The organism is Psychrobacter sp. Arc29 (assembly GCF_041431175.1).
Classification (GTDB): Bacteria; Pseudomonadota; Gammaproteobacteria; order Pseudomonadales; family Moraxellaceae; genus Psychrobacter.
Genome location: NZ_JASMRR010000001.1, coordinates 57,912 through 82,173, shown reverse-complemented (window position 1 = coordinate 82,173; position 24,262 = coordinate 57,912). Strand labels below are relative to the sequence as shown.

General features: G+C 41.8%; 20 protein-coding genes. 5 read left to right on the top strand and 15 right to left on the bottom strand.

Translation table 11 applies throughout. The features are described 5' to 3' along the window. Positions 1–52 precede the first annotated feature (52 nt). Genes QO189_RS00360 through QO189_RS00330 form a run of 7 tightly spaced genes read right to left on the bottom strand, consistent with a single transcriptional unit; the run spans position 53 to position 10,021 of the window. A complete protein-coding gene (locus tag QO189_RS00360; RefSeq protein ID WP_371530998.1) occupies positions 53–1,852 on the bottom strand; it encodes an ABC transporter ATP-binding protein in 1,800 nt (599 codons plus the stop codon). Between the two features lie 17 nt (positions 1,853–1,869). After that, positions 1,870–2,895, bottom strand: coding sequence for an NAD-dependent epimerase/dehydratase family protein (locus QO189_RS00355; RefSeq protein WP_371531446.1), 1,026 nt, complete (start codon positions 2,893–2,895; stop codon positions 1,870–1,872). A 32-nt stretch (positions 2,896–2,927) separates the two neighbouring features. Further along, a complete protein-coding gene (tviB, locus tag QO189_RS00350) occupies positions 2,928–4,205 on the bottom strand; it encodes a Vi polysaccharide biosynthesis UDP-N-acetylglucosamine C-6 dehydrogenase TviB (RefSeq protein WP_371530996.1) in 1,278 nt (425 codons plus the stop codon). Positions 4,206–4,245: 40 nt separating this feature from the next. Continuing rightward, complete coding sequence (locus QO189_RS00345) at positions 4,246–6,222, bottom strand: polysaccharide biosynthesis protein (RefSeq protein WP_371530994.1); 1,977 nt, start codon at positions 6,220–6,222, stop codon at positions 4,246–4,248. A gap of 30 nt (positions 6,223–6,252) precedes the next feature. Continuing rightward, positions 6,253–8,478, bottom strand: coding sequence for a polysaccharide biosynthesis tyrosine autokinase (locus QO189_RS00340; RefSeq protein ID WP_371530992.1), 2,226 nt, complete (start codon positions 8,476–8,478; stop codon positions 6,253–6,255). 13 nt (positions 8,479–8,491) lie between these two features. Next, positions 8,492–8,923: a low molecular weight protein-tyrosine-phosphatase gene (locus tag QO189_RS00335; RefSeq protein WP_371530990.1), complete on the bottom strand. Its 432-nt coding sequence runs from the start codon at positions 8,921–8,923 to the stop codon at positions 8,492–8,494. 12 nt (positions 8,924–8,935) lie between these two features. Further along, positions 8,936–10,021 (bottom strand): polysaccharide biosynthesis/export family protein, encoded by a 1,086-nt coding sequence (locus tag QO189_RS00330; protein ID WP_371530988.1) that lies wholly within the window; start codon positions 10,019–10,021, stop codon positions 8,936–8,938. A 544-nt stretch (positions 10,022–10,565) separates the two neighbouring features. Here QO189_RS00330 and rluB point away from each other — a divergent pair. After that, positions 10,566–11,492 (top strand): 23S rRNA pseudouridine(2605) synthase RluB, encoded by a 927-nt coding sequence (gene rluB / locus QO189_RS00325; RefSeq protein ID WP_201602464.1) that lies wholly within the window; start codon positions 10,566–10,568, stop codon positions 11,490–11,492. Positions 11,493–11,632: 140 nt separating this feature from the next. On the opposite strand, the gene QO189_RS00320 is transcribed toward rluB, so the two are convergent. The 3 genes from QO189_RS00320 to QO189_RS00310 form a co-directional block, all read right to left on the bottom strand. Then, complete coding sequence (locus QO189_RS00320; protein WP_371530986.1) at positions 11,633–12,184, bottom strand: hypothetical protein; 552 nt, start codon at positions 12,182–12,184, stop codon at positions 11,633–11,635. 53 nt (positions 12,185–12,237) lie between these two features. Further along, positions 12,238–12,906: a hypothetical protein gene (locus tag QO189_RS00315; protein ID WP_371530984.1), complete on the bottom strand. Its 669-nt coding sequence runs from the start codon at positions 12,904–12,906 to the stop codon at positions 12,238–12,240. A 218-nt stretch (positions 12,907–13,124) separates the two neighbouring features. Then, positions 13,125–13,925 (bottom strand): hypothetical protein, encoded by an 801-nt coding sequence (locus QO189_RS00310; RefSeq protein ID WP_371530982.1) that lies wholly within the window; start codon positions 13,923–13,925, stop codon positions 13,125–13,127. Between the two features lie 128 nt (positions 13,926–14,053). Here QO189_RS00310 and QO189_RS00305 point away from each other — a divergent pair, with 128 nt between their 5' ends. After that, a complete protein-coding gene (locus QO189_RS00305) occupies positions 14,054–14,656 on the top strand; it encodes a LysE/ArgO family amino acid transporter (protein ID WP_371530980.1) in 603 nt (200 codons plus the stop codon). A gap of 119 nt (positions 14,657–14,775) precedes the next feature. On the opposite strand, the gene QO189_RS00300 is transcribed toward QO189_RS00305, so the two are convergent. From QO189_RS00300 to QO189_RS00290, 3 genes are all read right to left on the bottom strand, one after another. Beyond that, positions 14,776–15,417, bottom strand: a complete 642-nt coding sequence (locus QO189_RS00300; RefSeq protein WP_201602473.1) for a MarC family protein — start codon at positions 15,415–15,417, stop codon at positions 14,776–14,778. Between the two features lie 220 nt (positions 15,418–15,637). Next, entirely contained in the window at positions 15,638–16,498 is an 861-nt protein-coding gene (nadC, locus tag QO189_RS00295) for a carboxylating nicotinate-nucleotide diphosphorylase (protein ID WP_371530978.1), read from the bottom strand. 208 nt (positions 16,499–16,706) lie between these two features. Continuing rightward, a complete protein-coding gene (locus QO189_RS00290; protein WP_371530976.1) occupies positions 16,707–17,738 on the bottom strand; it encodes a hypothetical protein in 1,032 nt (343 codons plus the stop codon). Positions 17,739–18,105: 367 nt separating this feature from the next. Between QO189_RS00290 and nadA the strand changes: the two genes are divergently transcribed. The 3 genes from nadA to QO189_RS00275 all read left to right on the top strand — a co-directional run bounded on the left by nadA (position 18,106) and on the right by QO189_RS00275 (position 22,213). Beyond that, positions 18,106–19,245, top strand: a complete 1,140-nt coding sequence (gene nadA, locus QO189_RS00285) for a quinolinate synthase NadA (RefSeq protein WP_371530974.1) — start codon at positions 18,106–18,108, stop codon at positions 19,243–19,245. Between the two features lie 82 nt (positions 19,246–19,327). Next, positions 19,328–21,214 (top strand): L-aspartate oxidase, encoded by a 1,887-nt coding sequence (nadB, locus tag QO189_RS00280; protein ID WP_371531445.1) that lies wholly within the window; start codon positions 19,328–19,330, stop codon positions 21,212–21,214. A 99-nt stretch (positions 21,215–21,313) separates the two neighbouring features. Further along, positions 21,314–22,213, top strand: coding sequence for a phosphatidate cytidylyltransferase (locus QO189_RS00275; protein ID WP_371530972.1), 900 nt, complete (start codon positions 21,314–21,316; stop codon positions 22,211–22,213). Positions 22,214–22,233: 20 nt separating this feature from the next. Here the strand turns inward: QO189_RS00275 and QO189_RS00270 are convergent, their stop codons facing one another. Together QO189_RS00270 and QO189_RS00265 are read right to left on the bottom strand one after the other, a co-directional pair. Then, positions 22,234–23,061 (bottom strand): SDR family NAD(P)-dependent oxidoreductase, encoded by an 828-nt coding sequence (locus tag QO189_RS00270; RefSeq protein ID WP_371530970.1) that lies wholly within the window; start codon positions 23,059–23,061, stop codon positions 22,234–22,236. Then, the gene (locus QO189_RS00265; RefSeq protein WP_371530968.1) at positions 23,058–24,260 is read right to left on the bottom strand and encodes a patatin-like phospholipase family protein; all 1,203 of its coding nucleotides are present in this window, start codon (positions 24,258–24,260) and stop codon (positions 23,058–23,060) included. Before QO189_RS00265 ends, QO189_RS00270 begins: the two co-directional genes overlap by 4 nt. Between the last annotated feature and the right edge of the window lie 2 nt (positions 24,261–24,262).

Here is a 24,262-nt window from a genome sequence, read left to right as displayed (position 1 = left end):
AGCCAAAACTTATCTTTTTTTGCAGAAAATATAATTTTGATGATGATCTCTCCTATGAATGTTGAGCCATTAGTTTAAATTCATCGTTGCTCTTTAGGAGCTCCTCAAATGTACCACGATCAACTATTTTACCGTGATCCATTAAATAAATAATATCACATTTTTCAACTGTTTTTAGACGATGAGCGATCATAATAATAGTTTTCTGACCACTAAAATCATGGATGGCATCCATAATTATTTTTTCAGTAATACCATCTAGTGCACTGGTAGCCTCATCGAACACTAAAACATCTGCTTCATGATAAAGAGCTCTAGCAATACCAATACGTTGACGCTGACCACCTGAAAGCTGGACACCACGCTCACCTACTTTTGTATTTATGCCATTAGGAAGTTCTTTAACCAGCTCGGTTAGATTAGCAAGATCTATAGCTTTATTAACTTGCTTTAGATCAATATCCATGGGAGGTAAACCAAAAGCAATATTTTCTGCAATCGTGCCCTCACTCAAAAAAATACTTTGTGGTACAAAACCTAATGTATCTTGCCAAGCACGTTTGTTTTCAGGCGTGATACAAGTATCATCCATAAAAATACTGCCACTTTGCGGCGTTAATAGACCAAGTAATAAGTCTATTAAGGTAGACTTCCCAGAACCGGATGAACCAACCAAACCAATTACACTATTAGCAGGAATAGTTATAGTGACACCATTTACGGCCGGTATTGATTTACCAGGATAACTAAATTTAATATTATCTAAGGTGATTTGTTTCTTTAACTTTGTACGCAATGATAGTGTTTCTTTAATAACAGGTTTATTTTGATCGAGTGATTTTTCTAAGTCACCTTTGACTGCATCAAATGCCGCTAAGCTTCCTTTAATTTGTGCGATACTGCCATAAATTTGTTGTAAAGCTGGTAGGAGTTTAAAGGCCGCTAGAGCATAGACGGCTAAAATTGGCAGTACTACCCCTAGATCACCTTCGTGCAACTTAATCAGTAGTAACACCAATCCAATCATAGAACCGAAAGCTATTAATTCCATAAAGTAGCGAGGTACTTGACTGATACCAGCGTTAACACCTATAGCACGTGCATAAATTCTACCGCTACTCTCAAAGCGGTTTGTGAAATCTTCACTTCTATTAAGTAGCAATACATCTTTTATGCCACCGAACCCTTCATTCATTAGCCTAAAACGATCAGTAGAAACCTCAGATAATTTGCGACCATTAGAAACTAATTTTTTACGGACAAGTTTGTAAAGCGAAAAATAAGCCAAAGCAAATATAAGTAAGCCAACTATAGCTATCATGGGGTTATAGATTATAATACTTACCGATATAAGAATAGTTAGCACTATCTTCGCATTCATTCGCATCAGGGGCTGCACTATTCCGCCAGTTATTCGCATGGCTTCTGTAGATACTTGTTTGGTCAGTTGGGCACTACTACCGCTAGCATGAAACTGCCAATTTTCTCTCATATAATAAGCGTAAAGGCGATCAGCAATTTCAATACCTACTTTAGCTCCATAGAGTGATAACTTCCAAGTCGTATACATAGAAACTATTGTAGAAAAAGTTAAAGCAATAAGGACCAGCAGACCTGTGTAAAATACAAAGTCTATAGGATTTGTTAAGCCAGACATTTGATATAACCTGGCAAAAATGTTGTCTTTTTCTAGTATAGAAATATCACCTACCAAAGTCATAAAAGGCGCTATAGAAGCAATACCTAGCAACTCCGTAAAAGCCATAACCACAACGAGAACTTGTAATATATAGAACTGTCTAATCTGCTCTGGTGAAAGCAGTGAAAACAGCTGCTTTATAATTTTAAACATATAATTTCACTATAAAATTAATCTAGAAACTGAACATACCAAGGCATCGCTTTAACAATCCCATCATTGATAAAAAATTCAGGTGAGTAACCTAGCAGATTCTTTATTTTACTAATATCCGCCTGTGAGTGGCGCACATCTCCTTCTCTAAAGTCACGATAAACAGGTACTTTGCTATAGGTAACACCATTATCTTTAAGCGCCTCTTGAATATACTCAAACAAAGTATTTAAGGTGGTACGACCACCAACTGCCACATTATAAACCTGATTCTTCGCTTCAAAATTAGTAGTTGTTGCCGCTAGAATATTTGCTTGTACTGCATTCTCAATAAAATTGAAATCTCGACTAGTATCACCATCACCATTGATAAATACCTTTTCACCTTTAATCATCGAGGCAGTCCATTTAGGAATCACCGCAGCGTAAGCACCATCAGGTGTTTGTCTTTTACCAAAGATGTTAAAATAGCGTAAACCTATTGTATTGAAGTCATAAGTACGTGCAAACACTTCCGCATATAACTCATTAACATATTTGGTGACTGCGTATGGCGACAATGGTTTTCCAATATTGTCCTCTACTTTTGGTAGAGCAGGGTGATCACCATATGTAGAGCTACTAGCAGCATAAGTAAAGCTTTTAACCTTTGCATCACGAGCGGCTACTAGCATATTCAAATAGCCACTGATATTCGTATTATTTGTATTGATAGGGTTTGCAATAGAGCGTGGTACAGACCCTAATGCCGCTTGATGAAGGACATAATCAACATTTTTGCACGCTGCTTGGCAATCTTCAAAATTACGGATATCACCCTCAATGAAGGTGAAACCTTGCCAGTGCTTTTTACTCACTAGTTTTTGAACTTCATCTAAATTTTGCTGAAATCCTGTAGAGAAATTATCTAAACCGACAACCTTTTGGTTAAGCAGCAACAAAGTTTCAAGTAAGTTTGAGCCTATAAAGCCTGCCACCCCTGTAATAAGCCATGTTCTGGGGTGTTGCTTCAACGTTTCTTTAACTTTTTCATAAGCTATCATTGTCATGATTTTTTCCATATCGCTCAAAAGGTTTACAGACGAATATCAGTTTCTTTTTTTTCAAAAATGTACTTTAAATCATAGAGTACGTGATTTTCTTTTCCCAAGTTTCTAATGTAATCTACACCCATTTCTACAAACTCATTATGAGCGACAGCTAAGATAATACCGTCATAGTTATTCATAGATGGCTTACTGATAGGCATAACGTTGTATTCACGCTTTGCTTCTTTACCATCTACCCAAGGATCATAGACATCAACATCAATATTGTAATCTTGCAACTCATGTACAATATCGATGACCTTAGTATTACGCACATCTGGACAGTTTTCTTTAAAGCTCAACCCCAAAATTAGAACCTTGGCACCTTCGACCTGAATACGTTTTTTTATCATAGCTTTGACTAACTGCGTAATCACGTACTTACCCATGCTATCGTTCAAACGACGACCAGCAAGGATAATCTCTGGGTTATAGCCGATCGCTTGTGCTTTGTGTGTGAGGTAATACGGGTCAACGCCGATACAATGACCACCAACAAGGCCTGGACGGAATGGCAAAAAGTTCCATTTTGTACCTGCTGCTTCTAGTACTGCTTGCGTATCAATATCCATCTTATTAAAAATAACTGCTAGCTCATTGATTAAAGCAATGTTGACATCTCTTTGAGTATTTTCAATAACTTTAGCGGCTTCCGCTACCTTAATAGAAGGAGCCTTATGTGTTCCAGCAGTAATAATCAGGTTATATACGTCATCAACAAAGTCCGCTACTTCAGGCGTTGATCCTGCCGTCACCTTCAGAATATTAGTCACACGATGCTCTTTATCACCTGGATTGATACGCTCAGGACTGTAACCTGCGTAAAAATCTTGATTAAATACCAATCCAGAAATCTTCTCTAATACTGGAATACACACTTCTTCAGTCGCACCTGGATATACCGTTGACTCATAAACTACGATATCGTTTTGCTTTATTAAGCTACCGATAGCTTCTGATGCTTTAATCAAAGGAGTCAAGTCAGGCTGCTTATAGTCATCAATAGGTGTAGGTACCGTCACAATAAAAAAATTACATTCCTTCAGATCACTTATATCAGAGCAGTAATTCAAATACTCTGATTCCACAAGCTCTTCCTTACTCACCTCTAGCGTATGATCTATACCAGATTTCAACTCTGCTATACGATTTGAATTAATATCAAAGCCAATTACTTCAACTTTTTTACCGAATTCAACGGCTAATGGTAATCCGACATAACCGAGACCAATTACGGCGATTTTAATGTTATTAATATCTAGCATAGTATTCTGTTCACCAATCTTATTAATGTAAGTTTCTAAATTAGGAGCGCACCGTAGTATCTTCTTTATATCCAGCTACAAAATGTCTGAACTGTGCTTTCAACCATATTACATCATGTAACTGCGCTTTATTTTGCAACTGTGCAAACATATTTTCAATGTCTTCCAGAGTATGTCTATGCTCAATAGCCTGCATTATTAGCGGATGAGCAGTATCTTCAACATTATCTTCACCAATAATAAGTTCTTCGTAGAGTTTTTCACCTGAGCGTAAGCCGGTGAAAACAATTTCAATATCACCATAAGGGTTTTTTTCGTCTTTAATCTCAAAGCCACTAAGGTTAATCATACGCTGTGCAAGATCTACAATCTTTACAGGCTCTCCCATATTAAGAACAAACACCTCTCCACCTTTAGCCATGGCACCCGCTTGAATTACTAGATTTGCAGCTTCGGGTATGGTCATAAAATAGCGTGTTACATCTGGATGAGTTACAGTGATAGGAAGACCTTGTTCAATTTGCTTAGTAAACACAGGAACTACAGATCCTGATGAACCGAGAACGTTCCCAAATCTCACCATACTAATACAAGTTTTGCTATCTGGCTTAACTAGTTTAGCTTCGTAACTCAATGCTTGACATATGAGCTCTGCTAAGCGTTTGGAAGCACCCATTATGTTAGTCGGTCTAACAGCTTTATCTGTAGATATTAAAACGAATGTCTCGATGTCTGCTCGAATAGCAGCACGCGCACAGTGGTAAGTCCCACAACTGTTATTGATAACTCCTTGAAACGGATTATGCTCAACAATAGGTACATGCTTGTAAGCAGCAGCATGATATACGGTTTGAATGTGATAGGTTTTGAATATCCTTGTGAGGTTATGCTCATCGGTAACACTACCAATGATAGCGACAATCTTAATCTGCTCATAAGATGAGTTGCTGGACTTTTTTGCTAAGAGTTCTTGATGAATACTATACAAAGCAAACTCTGACATCTCATAAAGTATCAAGCAAGTTGGCTTATTTTTTATAATTTGTCGGCACAGTTCACTTCCTATAGACCCACCTGCTCCTGTTACTAGAACACTTCTATCTGTTATATTCTTACCTAATAGATAATCGTCCGGCTCAACAGTTTGCCGGTCTAGTACGTCTAATATGTCAATCTTGCGCATATGACTAACAGTTACTTTTTCATCAGCAAGCTCTTCTAGACTAGGTAATTCTTTAATTTTAATTGAAATATCTGCTAGTTTATCGATAATTTGTCTTTTGCGTGCACGACTGATCGATGGCATAGCCAAGAATACCTGTGCAATGTCTAACTTATCTACTAAGTCGACCAGATCATTAGCTGTATAAATTCTTTTTCCGAAAAGCGAAGCTCCTGTGAGCTGTAAATCATCGTCAATGAAAGCAGTCACATTGTATTTGTGCGAGCCTCTTAGACCTTCGAAGAGTTCTCTGCCCGCAAGACCGGCACCGTAAATCAGCACGTTATCATAGACCTCACCATTGGATTGACGATGTATACGCTTACCTTGCCAACGGGTTAATATCTCTTTAATGGTAAGCCTACTATTCCATAACCAAATAAAGAATAGGAAAAGATAGAAGATAGGTACTGAACGGGGTATGTTTGGCAACCATTCAAAATAAAGTATAATCTCATATATGACGATTAATAGAGCGAAAAGCTGTAACACACTTCGCATTACCTCATCAAAAAATACTCGAGCTACCCCATTGTAGAAACCAATTAGGTACAAGCCGATGATAGGTATAATTGCATATAAGATCATTGCTAATAAACTAATATGAAGCTCTACGTGACCATAACGTATTAGTAAAGCTAAAAACATGCAGAGAACGGCCATTAAAAAATCAAAAGCTATTAAGATACTTCTTTTTATCCCTCGCGGAAGCGCCAACAAACCTAGCGCACAGCGATTTGACCATTTACTAATAGTACTAGATAGCCGATAAGTATTATCAAAATCTGAACTCATAGATGCAGTGCCCAACTGATGATGCAATAACTATTTATTATTACCATATGCGTAGCTGTAGTGATAGCTATACTTATCCATAATGCCTTGTTGCAAATCATTGAGAATAATTCCATCGACCTGAACATTTGCCTTATTTAATTGATTAATGGCATAGATGACTTGCCCTTCTACAGATTTATTATATCTGGTTACCATCAATATCTTATCAACATACTGTGACAAAACTATAGCGTCTGAAGCTGCTAGTACTGGAGGTGAATCAATAAAAATATAGTCATAATGGCTATTAAGCTCTATCATTAAATTTTCAAATCTATCGCCAGACAATAGTGAAGATGGATTATGCGGATATTCCCCTCTAGGTATAAAGTCAATGTGATCCATAGCAGTAGGATGAATAAATTTCGCTACGGATTCTTTCGCGCCTTCATCATTTTCATTTTCTTGTGATAAATAGTCGGCTAGACCATTACTAAGTTCCATATTAAACATTCTATGTAATTCACCTAAACGCATATCTGCATCAATCACTAGAACTTTCTTGCCTAGCTGTGCAAATACTTCTGCTAAATTAGCAGAAATAAATGATTTACCCACGCCTGGGCTCTCACCCGATATTAAAATAACTTTTGCGCGCTGCCCGGTTTTTCCTTCTACTGGCATACCAAACAATAAATGAGTTCTTAGACTCTTTATAGATTCATAACTTAAACTATTACGATCAGTATGAGCTAACAACCGATCAGGTGTTTTCTTATTCCTAGAAAGTCTAGATAAAGATGGTGAACGTGGCACTGTTGCAATAACTGGTACACCCGTTTTTGCCTCTAAACGTTCTGGATCTTTTACAGTATTTCTCAATAAGTTTCTAAGCAATACTAATACTGCCCCTAGAGTAAATCCTACTAATGCTGCTAAAATTATTATTAGTTGCTTGTTAGGTGCAATAACTCTATAGGTACTAATAGGCATATCTATTATGCGAGCATAACCTATCTGTCCAGCTTTCACTATTTTAAGCTGCTGATAATTTTTAAGTAGGTTTAAGTAAATTTCTCGGTTGATAGCAACATCTTCTGATAGCTGCAAAAACTCCCTTTGGGTTTCAGGAAGACCTTCTATTCTATTATCAATATCCTGTACTCTGCTTTGCAGCTCCACTATTTGATCATCGATTTGAATAACTAGCGGGTGTTCATCAGTATAGTAGGTCGTCAAATCAGCTTTTTTTAACCTTAACTCACTCAACTGGCTATCTATACGAGCATTCTCTGACAATAGTAATCCCGCTTCTTGCTCTATGTTAATAGTGCCATTTTCTGTACGAAACTCATTAAAAATTGCTTCGGATGCTTCAAGCTTTTGCTTGAGCATAGGTATTTGAGTTTCCATGAAGTTGATTGTTTTAGTTGTTTCCTCAGAGACACTTGACTGATTTTGAGAAACATAAGACGTGACAATCTGCTTGAGTATCAAGCTTACTTGCTGCTGATTTGAACCCACTAATGTCAGTTTAATAATACCTGTATTATCACCTCGTTCGACTACTGACAGCGCTCCATTTATAGAATCAGTTACATTCTGTAAGGATTGTTTAGTGATTCTTATAGGATGATTCCCTACTGGAAGATCATTAACAGTTATATTGACAGCACCATCTGAATTTCTAAAACTATGAGGTTGATTGAATTTACCTTTAAAATCATTTAAACCGTTGCTAAGTAGAAACCCCGTACCGGACCTCACTAAAGTGAATGACTGGTCTAGGTACGTTTGTGAAACTTCAAAATTTGCAACTCGAACTTGGCCATCTTCAGTTTCAAGAACTACTCCATCAGAAGTGTTCATTTGAGTCTCTGTACTGTTACTTTCGATTCTGTCTAGATTATCAACGGTAGGATCGCTCAACCGAACATCTAAATGCAGTTGTTCAACAACTGGCCTTAAGACCATCCGCGACTTTATGAGCTCAGCTTCGGTCTCTGCAGGGCTAGCATTTGCAGATATCAAGTCACTCGAACCTAGAGCTGATGAAATACCTCCAGATTTTTCATCGATTTGAATCAAGGCATCTGATTTGAAAACTGGATTTAAATATCGACTATAAAGTATGCCTACTATCAGACCTAATACTGCAAAAAAAAGTAAAATTTTCCAGCCACGCAATAATGCTAATAGCAAAGCCAGCAGATCTATGTCATTTTTAACTGTTTCGTTGGCGGCTTTCGATAAGTTTTCTGTATCTTTATTCATAAATATCCACTACTTAGCTGATTTTGTTGAACCACTGACCTAGGCTTTCAATGATATCTTTTTTGGCAGTCTCAAATGCTAATTCATCATGATTATAAGGATCTGAAATATCTTTATCTACCCAATGCCCAATTTTAAATGTTTTACCACGGCAATGTGGCCATCGTTCTTCTATCCACTTGGTTTGACCATCTGACATTGTGAATATAATGTCTGCTTCCATAACTAGCTGTTCATCTATTTGTTTTGCAACGTGACCAGACATATCTATATTGTTTGATTTCATCACTGCCTGAGATTTTGGATCCACTGGGTTACCAACTACTGCAGAGAGTCCAGCAGAATCAACGTTTTTTTGCGGATATTGTTCTTTTAGTAAAGCTTCAGCGATTGGACTACGGCAAATATTACCGACACAGACAACCAAAATGCTATCAAACGCCATACTGATCGCTTCCTATAGAGTTGAAAAACTTCTAATTGCTGAAGTTGATGGTAACAGAGAACTAAGTACACGGTTCCAGCGCGTAAGACCTGTCGGATCGACATAGACGATATCATTAGGCAACATCTCAAACCGGCTAGTCAATGGGAAGCTGGTGAGCGCTTGCATATCTACATAGTATATATTTGTACGCTGGTATTCAGGCTGATCGCGTACTACATAGATTTTAGCCGCATTAGCCGTATTAGAGTTCAGTCCAGCTGACTCACCAATCACCTGCGCTAAACTCAATCCTTGATCAATTATAGGCACGGGTGCAACTTTGCCAAACTCTCCTAAGACATATACTTTATTGATATCTTCGCTACTGACACGAATAGAATCACCATCTTGGACATAAATTTGATTGGCTGATAATCCCGCTTGCTGTAGAGACTGTAGTCCCATGCGATAATCAGTACCATTTCTTCTCAAGACGATACTGTTTGAGTTACCTTCTCTCGTCGTACCACCAGCCATAGATATTGCACTGTATAACGATACAGGTTCGTCGGCAATATTGAATTGGCCAGGTTTATTGACTTCACCATCGATAAAAAACTTATTACCCCTATATTCAGCAACTTTCACTTGCGGGTCTGCATACTTTAGATAGCGCTGTAATCGTGAACTCAAGTTTGCAGTGAATTGTGGCACACTTAGCCCACTCGCTTGTATACGCCCTATCAACGGAAACTGTATAAATCCCTGCTGATCAACAGGATAACCAGATGCTCCTGCAGCATTAATATCAGGATAGTCTACCAAAACGATATTCAATACATCAGATGGCGCGATACGGTAATTCATCCTATTAGACGATCGTACTAGAGTAGATAGGTTACTGCTCATTTGTGAGCGAGCGATTTGCTTAGGCGGTAATGTCGCAAGCGTCAGCGGTAGTACGTTGAAATCAATACCGTTGTCTGCAGTAAAAGAACCACTAGGCGGTAACTCACCAGCTTGAAGCCCAGAATTGATGGTTGTAGTAGCACACCCATATAGCATACTGCTAGCTAACAAACACGCTGTACTTAACAACTTAGTTGTCTGTCTCATATCAAAGAGCCTCTTCTATCACTGCAATCATGTAAAACGACCAAAAAAAATTTTGTACTAATGCTTTTGAGTCGATGTTACTTCTTTACATCTTTAACAAAAACAATCGGCATCATAACATAAGTTAGCTAACAGTAAGCAATGTTCTTATTGATTGATACAAAAAGCTATTTTGATACCGCCTGTATTAATACTAACTTTTTACTTCACAGTTAATTCATTGTTTTACATACACTAATATCAAGTAGTATTTGTAGTCTAAAATTGGTACTTAACCATGATAACAACTCATATAGAAAGCAAGTTCACACTTACTATGCCATTTGCAAATTTTGTGAAGAAGAACGGCTATTGGGCGAATAAAATAAAAGACTAAAAAGTCCGATAATCATTTCAATTTATTAGTATAATATGTACCGCTAAAAGCAAATATACTATCTATTAATTAGTAGTAGTAAACTTTGTCCATACTAAGGCCAATGTCTAAAAGCTATAAACATTCATACATTGAGAAATGTAAACCCACCGACTCAAGGACATTAAGATGAAAGATGAAAAATTACAGAAAGCACTAGCCCGTATGGGACTTGGTTCACGTCGCCAAATGGAAGAAGTGATTAAAGCAGGTCGCGTATCTGTTAATAACGGTCCAGCAACGATTGGTGACCGTGTCACGCCAGGCGATGAGATTCGTGTGGATGGTCGTCAGATCAAATATACTGCCGAAAATGAGAAGCGTCGCCGAGTGATCGCTTATTACAAGCCTGAAGGTGAAGTCTGCTCAGCCAAGGATCCAGAAGGTCGTCCGACTGTGTTTGAGCGCTTGCCAAAGCTCACTCATGATCGCTGGGTCATGGTTGGACGTTTGGATATCAATTCAACTGGCTTACTATTATTTACCAATGATGGTGAGATGGCACATCGCCTAATGCATCCTTCTAGCGAAGTTACGCGTGAATATGCTGTTCGTGTGTTGGGTGAAGTAACTCCTGATATCGCCCGCACCTTGACTGCTGGTGTCATGTTAGAAGATGGCATGGCGCAGTTTGACGATATCAAAGAAGGCGGCGGTGAAGGCGTTAACAAGTGGTATCACGTCCAGCTCAAAGAAGGTCGTAACCGTGAAGTACGCCGCTTGTTTGAATCACAAGGTCTGAAAGTTAGCCGCCTATTGCGTACACGCTACGGTACGATCGCCTTACCGAAAGAGTTACGTACAGGTCGTTTCTTAGAGCTCGATAAAAAAGAGATCAATACGTTGACCGATTTGGTGAGTTTACGCCCACGTTACGGCACAGGTCTACATGGCGCGGCTAAAGAAAAGCAAGAGCGTATCAGAAACAAGCCGCTTAAAGCACGTCGTACGGACACTCGTAATGACAATCGCAACAGCAGCGCGAAACCTAAAAGTAGTGCTAGCCCTGCCAGCCGCGGCACGCGTAATACTCGTGACCGCAACGATAAGCGCTAGTTAAGTTTATTTAACGTTATTCTAAGTTTTTGGTAGATTTAGAATAAACATAAAAAAAGCGGTCAATGACTATTCATCATTGACCGCTTTTTTGTGTCTCTTTTACAGGCGTCACAGTTGCTCAGTATAAAAATAACGGCTCAGCTATCGTGGCTATTAATATAATGCTTTATGACTCGCAGCTCTTTTAGCTGCTCCTCGTCCATTTGTGCCAGTAGTCTATCCAAACGCTGTTCGATATTATCTAAAACACTTTGCAATAACTCACTAGCCTCTAACCTCTTTTCACTATTCTCACTAGTGACATGCATATTTGTTAGTTGGTAGTGACTGGCTAGCATTTCGGGTAACCGTGTTTGCAACATTTTATTCAACACAAATTGCGGTTCTGTTATAGCAGGCGTTTTATGTTGAGCTTGTAATGCTGCCTGATAAGCTTGATAGCTACTCACTTTGTTATCGATACGCTTTAATTGCCGTAGCTGCTGATCTGACAAGCTTTTTAAGTGCTTTTTATTCAAGTTAAGCTGTTCCCAACTTAACGTAGCCAGTGACAATGGCGCATGATCATCTTGATATATAAGCACACCTGGGGTAATACCGACCGCTTTGTGCAACGCATGCCAGCCTTTTTTACCCAAATAAAAGGTCGTGACGGTGGTTACGATGCCAATACCTATCAATATACTCATAACTGTTTACTACTTATGGCTTAATTCTGTGTATGACTATTCATCGTTAGCACTTAGCGTTTAATATCTTCTGCTACTGGATTTTTCACATCCGTGCTACTCGAAGTAGGTGACTCAATAGCCTCTGTTTTCTTACTGAGATTACTCAACGGCTGCATTGTTGAATCCACATTTGGATGATCAAAACGCGTTTGCAGATAGCGATTGGTCGCGAGCAGCTTTTGCCCATCTTCGTGGTATGAGGCATTGAGTAGATCATCGAACTGGGTATTAATTGTCTCAAGTACCTCTAACAATGCTTCTTTACCAGTGACATCTGAATGTTTGATCTTAGTGGTATCAGCGCGCGCGCCATCCGCTACATCTAGATCATGCAAGCGGCGATAATCGGCTACTGCTTGTGGTACGTGTCTGTCCATCAGATTTTGGATCATGATATAAGTTTCAGTGACAGTATCTTTATCATCAATTTTGCCATCATTATTGGTATCACCATAAATCAAGCGGAGTTTTTTACCTTTTCGATTGATTTGCTCAAGTGCAGTTTTGACTTCAACGGGTAGGCTTTTTTCAGGAATATAGCCTAATTGTGGCATTGCTTTATATTCAAGCATTTTGGGCGCGGTGACTTTCTTAATACCACGATACCCTAAATATAACCCAGCGGCCGGCAGCACTCCGTATAGTACAAACATCACTAACATAGCAGTCACTTGGGTCATCAGGTTGTCCTTGTTGTTTGACAGAATAGTTTGGCAAATTTCTTATTATTTTAATCAGTATTTTAAGCTAGGCGATTTTGGTTTCGTCAACTTTATTGCTTAGCACTGCTTTTATTAAACAAAAAAATAAGGCTCTATTAAAGCCTTATATTGTTATACATTGAGTCTGTTATGTTTTTGGACACTTATTTATTTTTACCAAGAAAATACTAAAGCTACTAGCTTTGCGTGCGGCTCTTGACGTAACGATGGGTTGAGGCAAGACGATTTAGAACGGTTTGATGCAGCTCATCCAATAGCTCATCAAGCTCATAATCAATTTCTAAAAATAAATCTGTAAGCATATCGCCTGCCGTCATTTTACCTTGTACCATATTGTTTTTGGTGCGATGCGGACTAAAACGCTGTAGCTGCTCATAATGATGCAGGGCTTCAGGGATACTTTCGGACACGAGCTTGTCAATGACAAACTGGCGCTCGTTATGTTGTTGCTGTTGTTGCTCGTTTAGCTCACTACTCCACTCACGATAGCGTTTTAGCTTACCGTTGATACGATCTAATATCGCAACGGCTTCGATAGGCATGGCATTTAGGGTGGCCTCATCGACCACATCAACAAGCTCAGTCATAATCGGACAACGTCCATGTTTGAGATACCATAAAGTATCGGGGGCAAAAGGCGGTCTGTTGGTCGGGCGCATGTGAGCACGATTGGACAAATAGCGATCAGTCAATGGGGTTGATGAGCGAATGTCGTTCACTTGCGCCAATGCATCACGTATACGGTCTACCCGCTCAGGTGGAGTTAATGCAGCGCGCTCGTGATTTGATTGAGTGCCGTCATTATTATGATGGATATCGACATTATCACTATTGTCATTTAAATTATGGTTAACGCCCATCTCCTGCGCATTGTTGGCAGCTAACGTTGGTAGGTCATCTTGAGCTTGCCCAAATGACTTTAGCATTCTTGTCAAACTGACTACCATGACTTGCTCTGCCCCTCGTCCAGTACACACATATTGTGCTCGTATTGCATACGTTCATTCAATAGCGTATCTTAACAGGTTTTTGCTGACCTGCCAGTACGCAAAGTGTCAACATTCCTACTCTCTCCGCTCACTTCCTCAATGCTAAGCGCCTTGTTATGAATGCTTCTGATTATATTTCTGGTTTCCTGCTTGGATTATCGCTCATCATCGCCATCGGCTCACAAAATGCCTTCGTACTCAAACAAGGTCTCAAACGCGAGCACATATTTTTTGTTTGTCTGTTTTGTGCGGTAAGCGATGCACTATTAATATCAGCGGGCGTTGGCGGATTTGGTGCGGTCACCGCACGCTATCCGCATGTGGTAGATATTGCAAAAATAGCAGGCGTTTTATTTTTATTAGGCTACGGCTTACAGAGTCTGTATGCCAGCGTACGCGTATCACACGCTTTGAACGTTGATGGACAAGTAGTGACCAGCTTAAAGAAAGCGCTGCTACTCTGCTTTGGTTTTACTTGGCTAAATCCACATGTCTATTTAGATACATTGGTACTCGTTGGGATGGTTTCAACAGGCGCAAGTAGCAAGCTCACCTTCGCCGTTGGTGCAATTAGCGCGTCATTCTTTTTCTTCTTTGCCCTAGGTTATGGCGCACGCCTGCTCAGACCTCTATTTGCGAAGCCCAAAGCGTGGAACATACTGGATGCGTTGGTAGGATTGCTGATGTTGTATCTGGCTTGGCATCTATACCAAAGCTAAATACAACATTAGGCGTTAAATCTAGATAAATTAAGATGCCATTACCAGCTATCTGATAAGGCCTCTTAATTCAATTATTAGAATTTTAAGTGCTCAATATTAGAGACAGAATAAATAGCTTAGATCAAAGCAGGAAACAGTGTGCGCAGACCGCTAACGATAATCTCGATAGACACGGCTGCCAATAGCATACCCATGATTCGGCTCATAATATTCAGACCAGTATCACCCAACAAGCGGCTGATACGACCAGCTGCCATCAATGCCAGATAGCAAAATAGACTAATGAAGAGACCAGCAATGATGATGGCAGATACCTGCAAAATGCCTGAGACTTGTGATGAATAAATAATAACGGTAGAAATACCACCTGGTCCAATCATCATCGGTATCGCAAGGGGGACCACTGCTGAGGCCATCGTCGGCGGTGCATCTTGCACGTGGTCGACATCGAAATTCTCTTGATCAGGCTTAACAGGGTTGCCTTCACCATTCATCATATTTAGTGAAATCAAGAACACCAATATACCACCAGCTAGCTGAAACGAGCCAATAGAAATACCTAGTGCTTTTAGTAAGGTCTCACCCGCCACCGTAAAAAAACTGATGGTGATAAAAATGGTCAAACAAGCGACGCGCGCAACTTTGCGTCGATTGTTCATCGAATAGCCGCGAGTCAAATCCAAGAACAACGTCAATGCGCTAAATGGATTGATCAATACCATAAAGGCTAGGATTATCTTGATAATTTCAGTATTCACTGAGCGCTCGCTTGTCTATTGATACCACTGGTGCAAAAAGATAAGGCCATCGTGCGAGTGCGACGATGACCCAATAGGCAATTCATAATAGCATTGTAACATAGGCAGATAAGCGAGTTAAATCATTAACTTTGCTCGGTTACTCTCCTATGTCATCTTGGCGAGAAATGCAGCGAATATAAAAAGCGGCGGCTCAGATGAAGCTGAAATAATTGATGGCCTATGCACTAAAATCTAAGCCGATATCCAAGGCAGTAGTACTGTGCGTTAGGTAACCCATCGCGATAAAATCGACTCCCGTACTGGCGGCTGCTTGTACCGTTTCTGGTGTAATACCACCAGATGCTTCAGTCTTTGCGCGACCTTTACACATGGCAACCGCTTGCGATAAGACTTCTGGCGACATATTGTCTAGCAATACCAAACTCACACCCGCCTCTAATGCCTGCTCTAATTGCTCTAGTGTATCTACTTCAACCTCGATAGGAATCAGATGCCTAGCAAAATGTTGTGCTTGCTCAATAGCCGTCTTTATATCACCGGCAATGGCGATATGATTGTCTTTGATTAAGATCGCATCGTCCAAGCCCAAACGATGATTGCGTCCGCCACCGCAGCGTACCGCGTATTTTTGTACAATACGTAGACCTGGGATAGTTTTACGCGTACAAGTAATTTGTGCCGGATATTGCGCCACGCTATCGACGATCTGGCGGGTCGCTGTCGCAATACCGCTAAGATGTGTCATGAAGTTCAATGCTGTACGTTCTGCTGTTAGCAAATGGCGTGCATTACCACGGACAATGGCCAATACGGCACCAGCGGCGACTGTTTCACCATCCTGTACTTGAGCCACAAACTCAATGTTTGCATCAACTAAGGCAAAAGATAAACGCGCCAAATCCATACCGCATATCACACCTGATTGCCGCGCCTTGATCTGTAATTGTGCTTGCATATCTGCTGGGATAGTGGCTTGCGAGGTGACATCACCACGTCTGCCCAAATCTTCCGCTAGCGCATCTTCTACCAAGGGTTTAAGCAATACGTCATCCAATGCTGGCTCTTTTTCAATTGTCATCTTTGTTCCTCATGTAAGCATGATACGAATAAATAGGCGTAATACGGATAAATAGACATGATATGAATAAAAACGTCTAAATATTTAAACTCAAAATGAGCATAAATATAGCGTAAAGTTGACGCTCCTACAAGGGAAGGTGAAAAATTTTTTATTGAGCCAGTAGATTTGGATACGACGTTGATTCAGTCGTGTTTATTCATGCTCACTATTTACGCTTAGGAAGTTTACTGTCCATCAATAAGCTTTGTAGCTCGATATCATGGCGAAAACGATAGAGCTTGGCAGGGCGACCACGCTGAGCATTACTACTCTCTCCTGTCTCCGTCACGAGATTCTGTGACTCAAGCAAACGGCGAAAGTTTTGCTTGTGCAAGCGTATGCCTGATAATGCCTCAACACTATGCTGTAACTGCGATAACGTAAACACGTCAGGTATCAAGCCAAAGATAAGCGGTCGATATTCAATCTTGGCGCGTAGTCTTGAAATAGCAGTGGCAATCACACGGCGATGATCGTAATACATCGGTATGCCGATACGCTGAGACCAGTCGCTTGGCAATTCAACCGTTTGGTAATTGGTTGGATAATTGGGCGCTTCAGGTATTAGTCCTGCCTCGTAAAGCATCTCGTAGCGTAGCAGTACATGCTCTGCGATCCATTCTCTGCTTTCATCAGTCTTATCGCCAACTGATTTAGTTTTTATGAACTCGCTATCTTTCAAGAACCCTTCGCTTAGTCCCCAACACAAACCAATACGTTGACGCCTACGCTGCCGGGCAACTGAGTCTTCAGCGGTACTTGCCCACTCCAATAGCATAGGGATGATAAAGTCCATAATAATGCTAGGCATACCATCTAGATGGTTCTCCCATGGGAAATAATCATACCAATCTCGCCACAGCGCTTTGCTTTGAAGCGCCTGCGTTTGCGTCTCTTGCACTAGGCCCAAATAGCTAACATAGACGAGCGCATGACCATCAATATTACGTCTATTGGTATCAACAAAGGTATATAACTGCTCCAAATATCCAAGCGGTTGCTGCGTCTGCTCTTCTACCCATTGACGCACGCCTGCCTGTAGCGAGCGATGTAGCGGCATGAGTGGCCCATTTGGCAGCAGTTTGCCTTGGTCAACGGTTAGGACACGAGCGATATGATCGGTAATCGCGACCAACACGGCGACCACTTCTGTTGTGCCGCTACCTTGCTGGTGCGCATGTGAATAAGACAACGTCATAGTTTTGGGGATTATCCTGTCTCTTTAAAATGTCATAAAAGGGATCTCAAGGCTAATAATGATGGTACGCCTCAAATCTAAAACAGTATAACGTGAATCTTGAAATATCATAGTCTGGCGTTGTAATCATAAAGCATCAAAATCAATCGCTAAACGTCAGCTTCTGTATAAAGACAAACTAAAAATGCAGACCATTTGAATAACTCACCGGTAATGAAAATAGCTGTACTTAATCAGCAGGTATACAAAAAACACTTGTATTTATGCTCAAAATGAGCATAATTAAAAAATGAATTGACTTTATATCGCCAAATATCCTGTTCTAGTACACCCATTTATCACTATAGCGCCAACAGAGGTTGCCATTATGAAAATTTATCCTTACGACGCACCCATCATGAGTACCGACAATCGCATCGCCACTCAGACGAACATCGAATATGCCAGAGCAAAAATGCCAGCAGACTTGCCTCGTGCTGAACGCATTGTGGTTGAAGAAAACATCAAAAAATTATTGAAAGATAATAACGCCGTACTGGTGGCACATTACTACGTTGATCCTTTTATCCAAGACTTGGCCCTCGCGACAGGTGGCTGTGTCGGTGACTCGCTCGAAATGGCGCGGTTTGGACAAGCCCATAGCGCCCAGACCCTAGTCGTCGCTGGCGTACGCTTTATGGGCGAATCAGCAAAGATTTTAAGTATGGAAAAAACCGTGCTCATGCCAGATTTGGAGGCGGAATGTTCGCTCGATTTGGGCTGTCCTGCTGATGAGTTTTCCGCGTTTTGTGATGCCCACCCTGAGCGTACCGTCGTCGTCTATGCCAATACCAGCGCCGCGGTGAAAGCGCGCGCCGATTGGGTTGTGACCTCATCGGTCGGTATCGACATTGTCCGTCATTTGCATGCACAAGGCGAGCCGATTATTTGGGGGCCTGACCGTCATTTGGGCAAATACATCGCTCGTGAGACGGGTGCAGATATGCTGCTTTGGCAAGGGTCTTGCCTCGTGCATAATGAGTTCAAAGCCACTGAATTGCTGCAATTAAAAGCCGAACATCCAGAAGCCAAGGTCTTGGTACATCCTGAGTCGCCCGATAGCGTGGTGGCACTCGCTGATGTCGTCGGCTCAACCAGTAAACTGTTGCAATCAACGTATGAGATGGATACTGACACCTTTATCGTCGCGACTGACCTAGGGATATTGCATGAAATGCAAAAACGCTCACCGAACAAACGCTTTTTGGCAGCGCCTACCGCTGGTGAAAGTGCGAGCTGTAAGAGCTGTGCATTTTGCCCTTGGATGGCGATGAATGGCCTAAAAGGTATCGAGCAATGCTTGACCAATAACAGCGGTGAGGTACTAATGACGCCTGAGCTTGCCGCCGCTGCTAGAAAACCCTTACAACGCATGCTTGATTTTGCTGAATCACAAAAGCAACGCGTGGCGGCCAGTGGCGATATCATCCAAGACCGTGCATTGTTTGCCAATGTTGGGGCAGCCTAGCATGAGTAAGCCGCACTCAGCCAACCATACCCGTACCACCATTCCTGATAACCGTATTCCTGATAACTATAGGAGTAGTCGCATGAGCCATATCATAAACACTGACGTCCTTATTATTGGTGCTGGACTGGCAGGCTTGAGTACAGCGTTATCGCTACCGAAGTCACTGAATATCACGGTTTTGAGTAAAGCGGCGCTTGAGGTTTGCTCAAGTCATTATGCCCAAGGCGGTATTGCTGCCAGCTTAGACAAAGATGACTCTGTGTCTGATCATGTTGCTGATACCTTGGTGGCTGGTGCAGGGCTTTGCACACCTGACAATACTGCCAGTATTTTGGGTGCAGGACAACAAGCGGTTCAATGGCTATGTACGCAAGGTGTCCCTTTTACGCAAAATTCACCTAAAGTTTGGGATAATACAAACGCACAGGACTTCTCTCAGTTACAGACCAACGATTTGCATTTAACAAAAGAAGGCGGTCACGGCTGTAGACGCGTGGCACATGCAGACGATGCGACGGGTCGACACGTGATGGACGCTTTGACCATCAAAGTACAAGCGGCAACCAATATCACTGTACTACCTTATCATGAAGCGCTTGAGTTACTGACATTGCCTATAGCGAGCAGTCAGCCTTTTTTTACAGATGGTAGCGATGCTAAGCATTGCGGAGGCGCGCTTGTCTTTGATCATACCAATGGACGCCCGCTTACCTTTCATAGTCGTGCTGTCGTATTGGCTAGTGGTGGATTGGGTCAATTATTCAAGCGTGCCAGCGCGCCGAATGTCTGCGTCGGTGATGGCGTGATGATGGCATGGCAAGCAGGCTGCCGCTTGGCAAACTTAGAGTTCATTCAGTTTCATCCAACAGGCTTAGCATTGGATGACAGCAGCTTTTTGATATCTGAAGCACTGCGCGGTGAAGGGGGACGGTTATATTGTCCGCAAACTGGTATCCGCTTTATGTTGGACGTGGATACACGTGCTGAATTGGCACCGCGCGATATCGTCGCTCGGGCGATAGCCGCGCAGATTGATAACAATGGGCTTGGCTACGTGCATCTTGATGTCAGTCACTTGCCTGCTGACTTTATAAAAGCGCATTTCCCGCAGATTTACCAAACGCTATTAACGCTCGGGATTGATATCACGACAGATCCTATTCCAGTCGCCCCGACTGCGCATTATAGTTGTGGCGGTGTGGTGACTAATGCCAATGGATTGACGGATGTGCCAGGACTTTATGCGGCTGGTGAAGTCGCTTATACAGGGCTACATGGGGCGAACCGCTTAGCAAGTAACTCACTATTGGAGTGCGTGGTGGTTGGTCGCAATATTGCAGCCCACTTGCCTCAGTATTTAGAACGTTTAGAACACTTAGAAGAGATAAATGCTGACATTTATTATGAGGCAGCTCAATCAGCTACTACTGTTTGGTCAGCGCCAATTCTTACAGATATGCAGCCTGTGATCTTGCCTACCTCTGGGCTTGTCGCACAACAATATGGTCATGGCAATAAAACGCTTGATGTTATTGACACTAGTCTCGCAAAAACTGATGTTGCTAAAATAACCATAGAACTAAAATTGCTCATGACGGCCAACATGGGAATCACCCGTAGCGCCAGTCAATTAGAGCAAGCATTAGACCAAATACAAAAGTGGCAAGACTGGCTAACAGATGCTGATTCTGATCAATCCGATGCAAGCAATAAACGCAGCCCTACTACTGTCAGTGAACTTGCATACTTTCAATTAGCTAGGCAGCTTGAATTAGCGACCTTAATCATCCAGTCTGCCTATCAGCGTTTTGAAAGTCGTGGTGGGCATTATCGCCTTGATTATCCAAATCTAGCGGCTACTTCTCGGACAAGTGTGGTTGAGCCGCTAAAAAAATTCACACTTGAGTCATTCATTAATATTATAGAAGAAGAGAAGACACCTATTCCTATTATAGAAAGCACTTAAGTCTACTAAAAGCAGTATCTAACTCTATAGTTAAAGAGGTATTTAAGCTATCATTACAGATAGGCTCTAAATATCCTCTACTATTTGAGTGTTAAAGGTATGGCTGCTGACATTTTGTTTGTGATTGCCCTGATGATGGTCGTCAGTTTGGTTTGGGGCGCACTTGCTATCCCTTATCTACGCAAACGTTTACCGAAGATATACTTAATTGCGCGCTCTTGGTGGCTGATGTTAGCGACGCTATGCACGTGTTATGTGATCGCAAAGATAGCGAACGACAACCAAAACTCCAATTATCAAGCGCACCCCTATCAATGGCTGATTGTTTTATTCTTTATCTTAATCGGTTTACGCGGTGGCTATGAGATCAAACGCCTGTGGTGTCTACGCAGTAGAGAAACCCTTATTAAGAAACTCCGAGCACGCGGTTTGCAGCCAGACCCTCTACGCTGTCCTAATGCCTCCTTGGACGCTACGCAAAACTATACGCGGCTTAACTTTTTAGATCTGCTATTCAGTGTTGTCTTTGCCTCCCTAATAGTTAGCCTGATCGCCTTACAGCAATTGACGTGGCAACGCGAACAATACGGTGTGTTGCTCTTCGTACTATTTGCCAGTCAGTTCAACGATATTGCCCAATATCTATGCGGGCGATTGCTGGGGCGTAGACTGTTTCAACGAGGACTTGCTCCAACGATTAGCCCCAATAAAAGCATTGAAGGTGCCGTCTTTGGGAGTTTTTTTGCAGCGATATTGGCAGCATTATTGGGTCTTTGGCTCACCCCTTTTAACAGTTGGGTCTGTCTGCTAGCGGCATATGGCTTGGCGGTAAGTGGTATTTTTGGCGATCTATTAGAGTCAGCATTTAAGCGCCAGCATGGGGTAAAAGATACGGGAACCATGCTCGCTGGACATGGTGGCATATTAGATAGAATAGACAGTTTGCTCATTGGTGTTCCGTTATTTACCCTGTTTTACTGGCTACTTGGTCAACTATAATTACAGTACGGATAGCAACATTATCTGGTTTTATCCAATTTGCTACGTAATAGCCAATTGAGTACAGGCTTAGGCAAATGATTTAAAACACTCGTGATATATCGCATCGAACGTGGAAATACTGCCACCTCTACATCATCATCAATCGCTTGCATAACATGACTGACTGCTGTTTGCGTACTCATGATAAATGGCTTATGACTGGCATCACCGTTATTCAAATCACGTAACGCTTGGGTGTCGATATAGCCTGAGGCAATAGCATTCACTTGAATATCATAAGGAGCAAGTGCCGCTCGATACGCGCTGGCAGTCGCAATCATTGCGCGTTTGCTTTTTGCATATAGACTGGCATAAGGATAATCCATTGTCCCTGCGATAGAAGCAATACAGACAAGGCTTGGTCTGCCACGTTTGGTCAAATCCAATGCCTGATGTGATTGTTTTAACCGCTGCTTTAATTGACTGCTTGCCCATCTAAAAACCTGCTCAAATGCTTGTAAATTAATCGCTAGCATCTGATCGCTGTCGGCTTGGTTCAACTGATGGACACGTTCATTAGTATAACTGCCAGCACTATAGATAAGCCTTTGAAATCTAATATTAGACAAACTGTCCAACAACGCTTGTGTCTGATCCTGATCGGTCAAGTCGCATGCATAGGTCACAATAGTAGGATATTGGCTGTTGATATCGGCTATCTTTGCCGCATTACTTCCTACAACGCTCACTTGCCAGCCAAGCGCTTGATGATGCAGCGCCAATGCCAAGCCAAGACCACTTGTACCACCAATAACGATAATATGTGGCGTGTTGTTCATATGACTAGATAACTTAGCGGGTTTCATAGGTCATGCTGCTGTATGTAATCGGTCGTACGTTGGTAGCCGTACTGCCATTGCGCCTGCATTTGCTGCACAAAGCCATCATAGTCACGATGTATGAGCTCAACGGTCATTTGTTTTAGGTTAAAACGCTTTTGCACATTTTGCCCTATTAGTTGCTGCGCGTTATCTGCGAATGGCAGCCAATGTAGCTGATGGTTTTTACTAGTAGTATGCGATGGCTCTTTCATTGGATTATAACCATGCACTTGTGCCAACCGGTCATTGGGGTCAAAGCCAAAAACACGCTGAATCGCAGGAGCAGCAAGCCATGAGTCATACCCTGCTTTGGTCTCGGCAAATACCGTCTCAGCCAACTGACAAGCCAGCTCAATCGGTGTGAGATTAATCACGCCGCCCAAGCACCAACCAAGCTCTGTGATATGCGTGGGCGGTAGATAATACATATCAGCCATAGAAGCGCGAACCACTGGGGCAAAATTCCATTGAGTTTGTACTTTCACAGACGGGTGTATGCGCCCGTTTGCAAAGGTATGTGCAGGTGACGTCATTTGCTCGTCGGCCAGACTCGATACTGAATTTGACAAATTTGCTAAGCGCGGCGGCACAAACAATAACTCTTGCAGTGTTAGTGTTGTATTAAACGAATCATCAGCAGGCGTTTGATACAGGCGGCTAGCAATGATAGCTATCTCTGGTGACATTTTATGAGCAGCGCTATTATCGTTGCTACCATTATTGTTACTAATAGCAAACTGCGACAACTCATCGAGCCACTCTGCCTCGTTATGGATACGAAACATCGCCAACTGCTGTAGCTCCTCTAACAGTCGCTCGTAGCTGTCTGCTTGCTGCTGACGTTGTCCATTGTCTCGCAACTTTGACAACCGCCAACGTTTGAGTGCATGGGTCATATAGCGCAGCTTTAGACGCCTACTGGCTTCCTCTGGTGCGACATGTCGGATTGCAGTAATGACACGATACAATTCGCGACTGCACATCAACGCTTGCAAATCTTTAGGATCAGGCGCAAGTTGCACTAAGTAAGCAGACAAACCACCACCGCAAGTACCAACGATAATGTCTGGCGCTAAGTCATGAGACACTAAGGCTGCATAGCTACCCAAATAATAACCAAAACGTGAGCCACCGCCTGAAAAAAGCTGCACACGCTCATAAGGCTTGACCCGCTCATTATTCATCT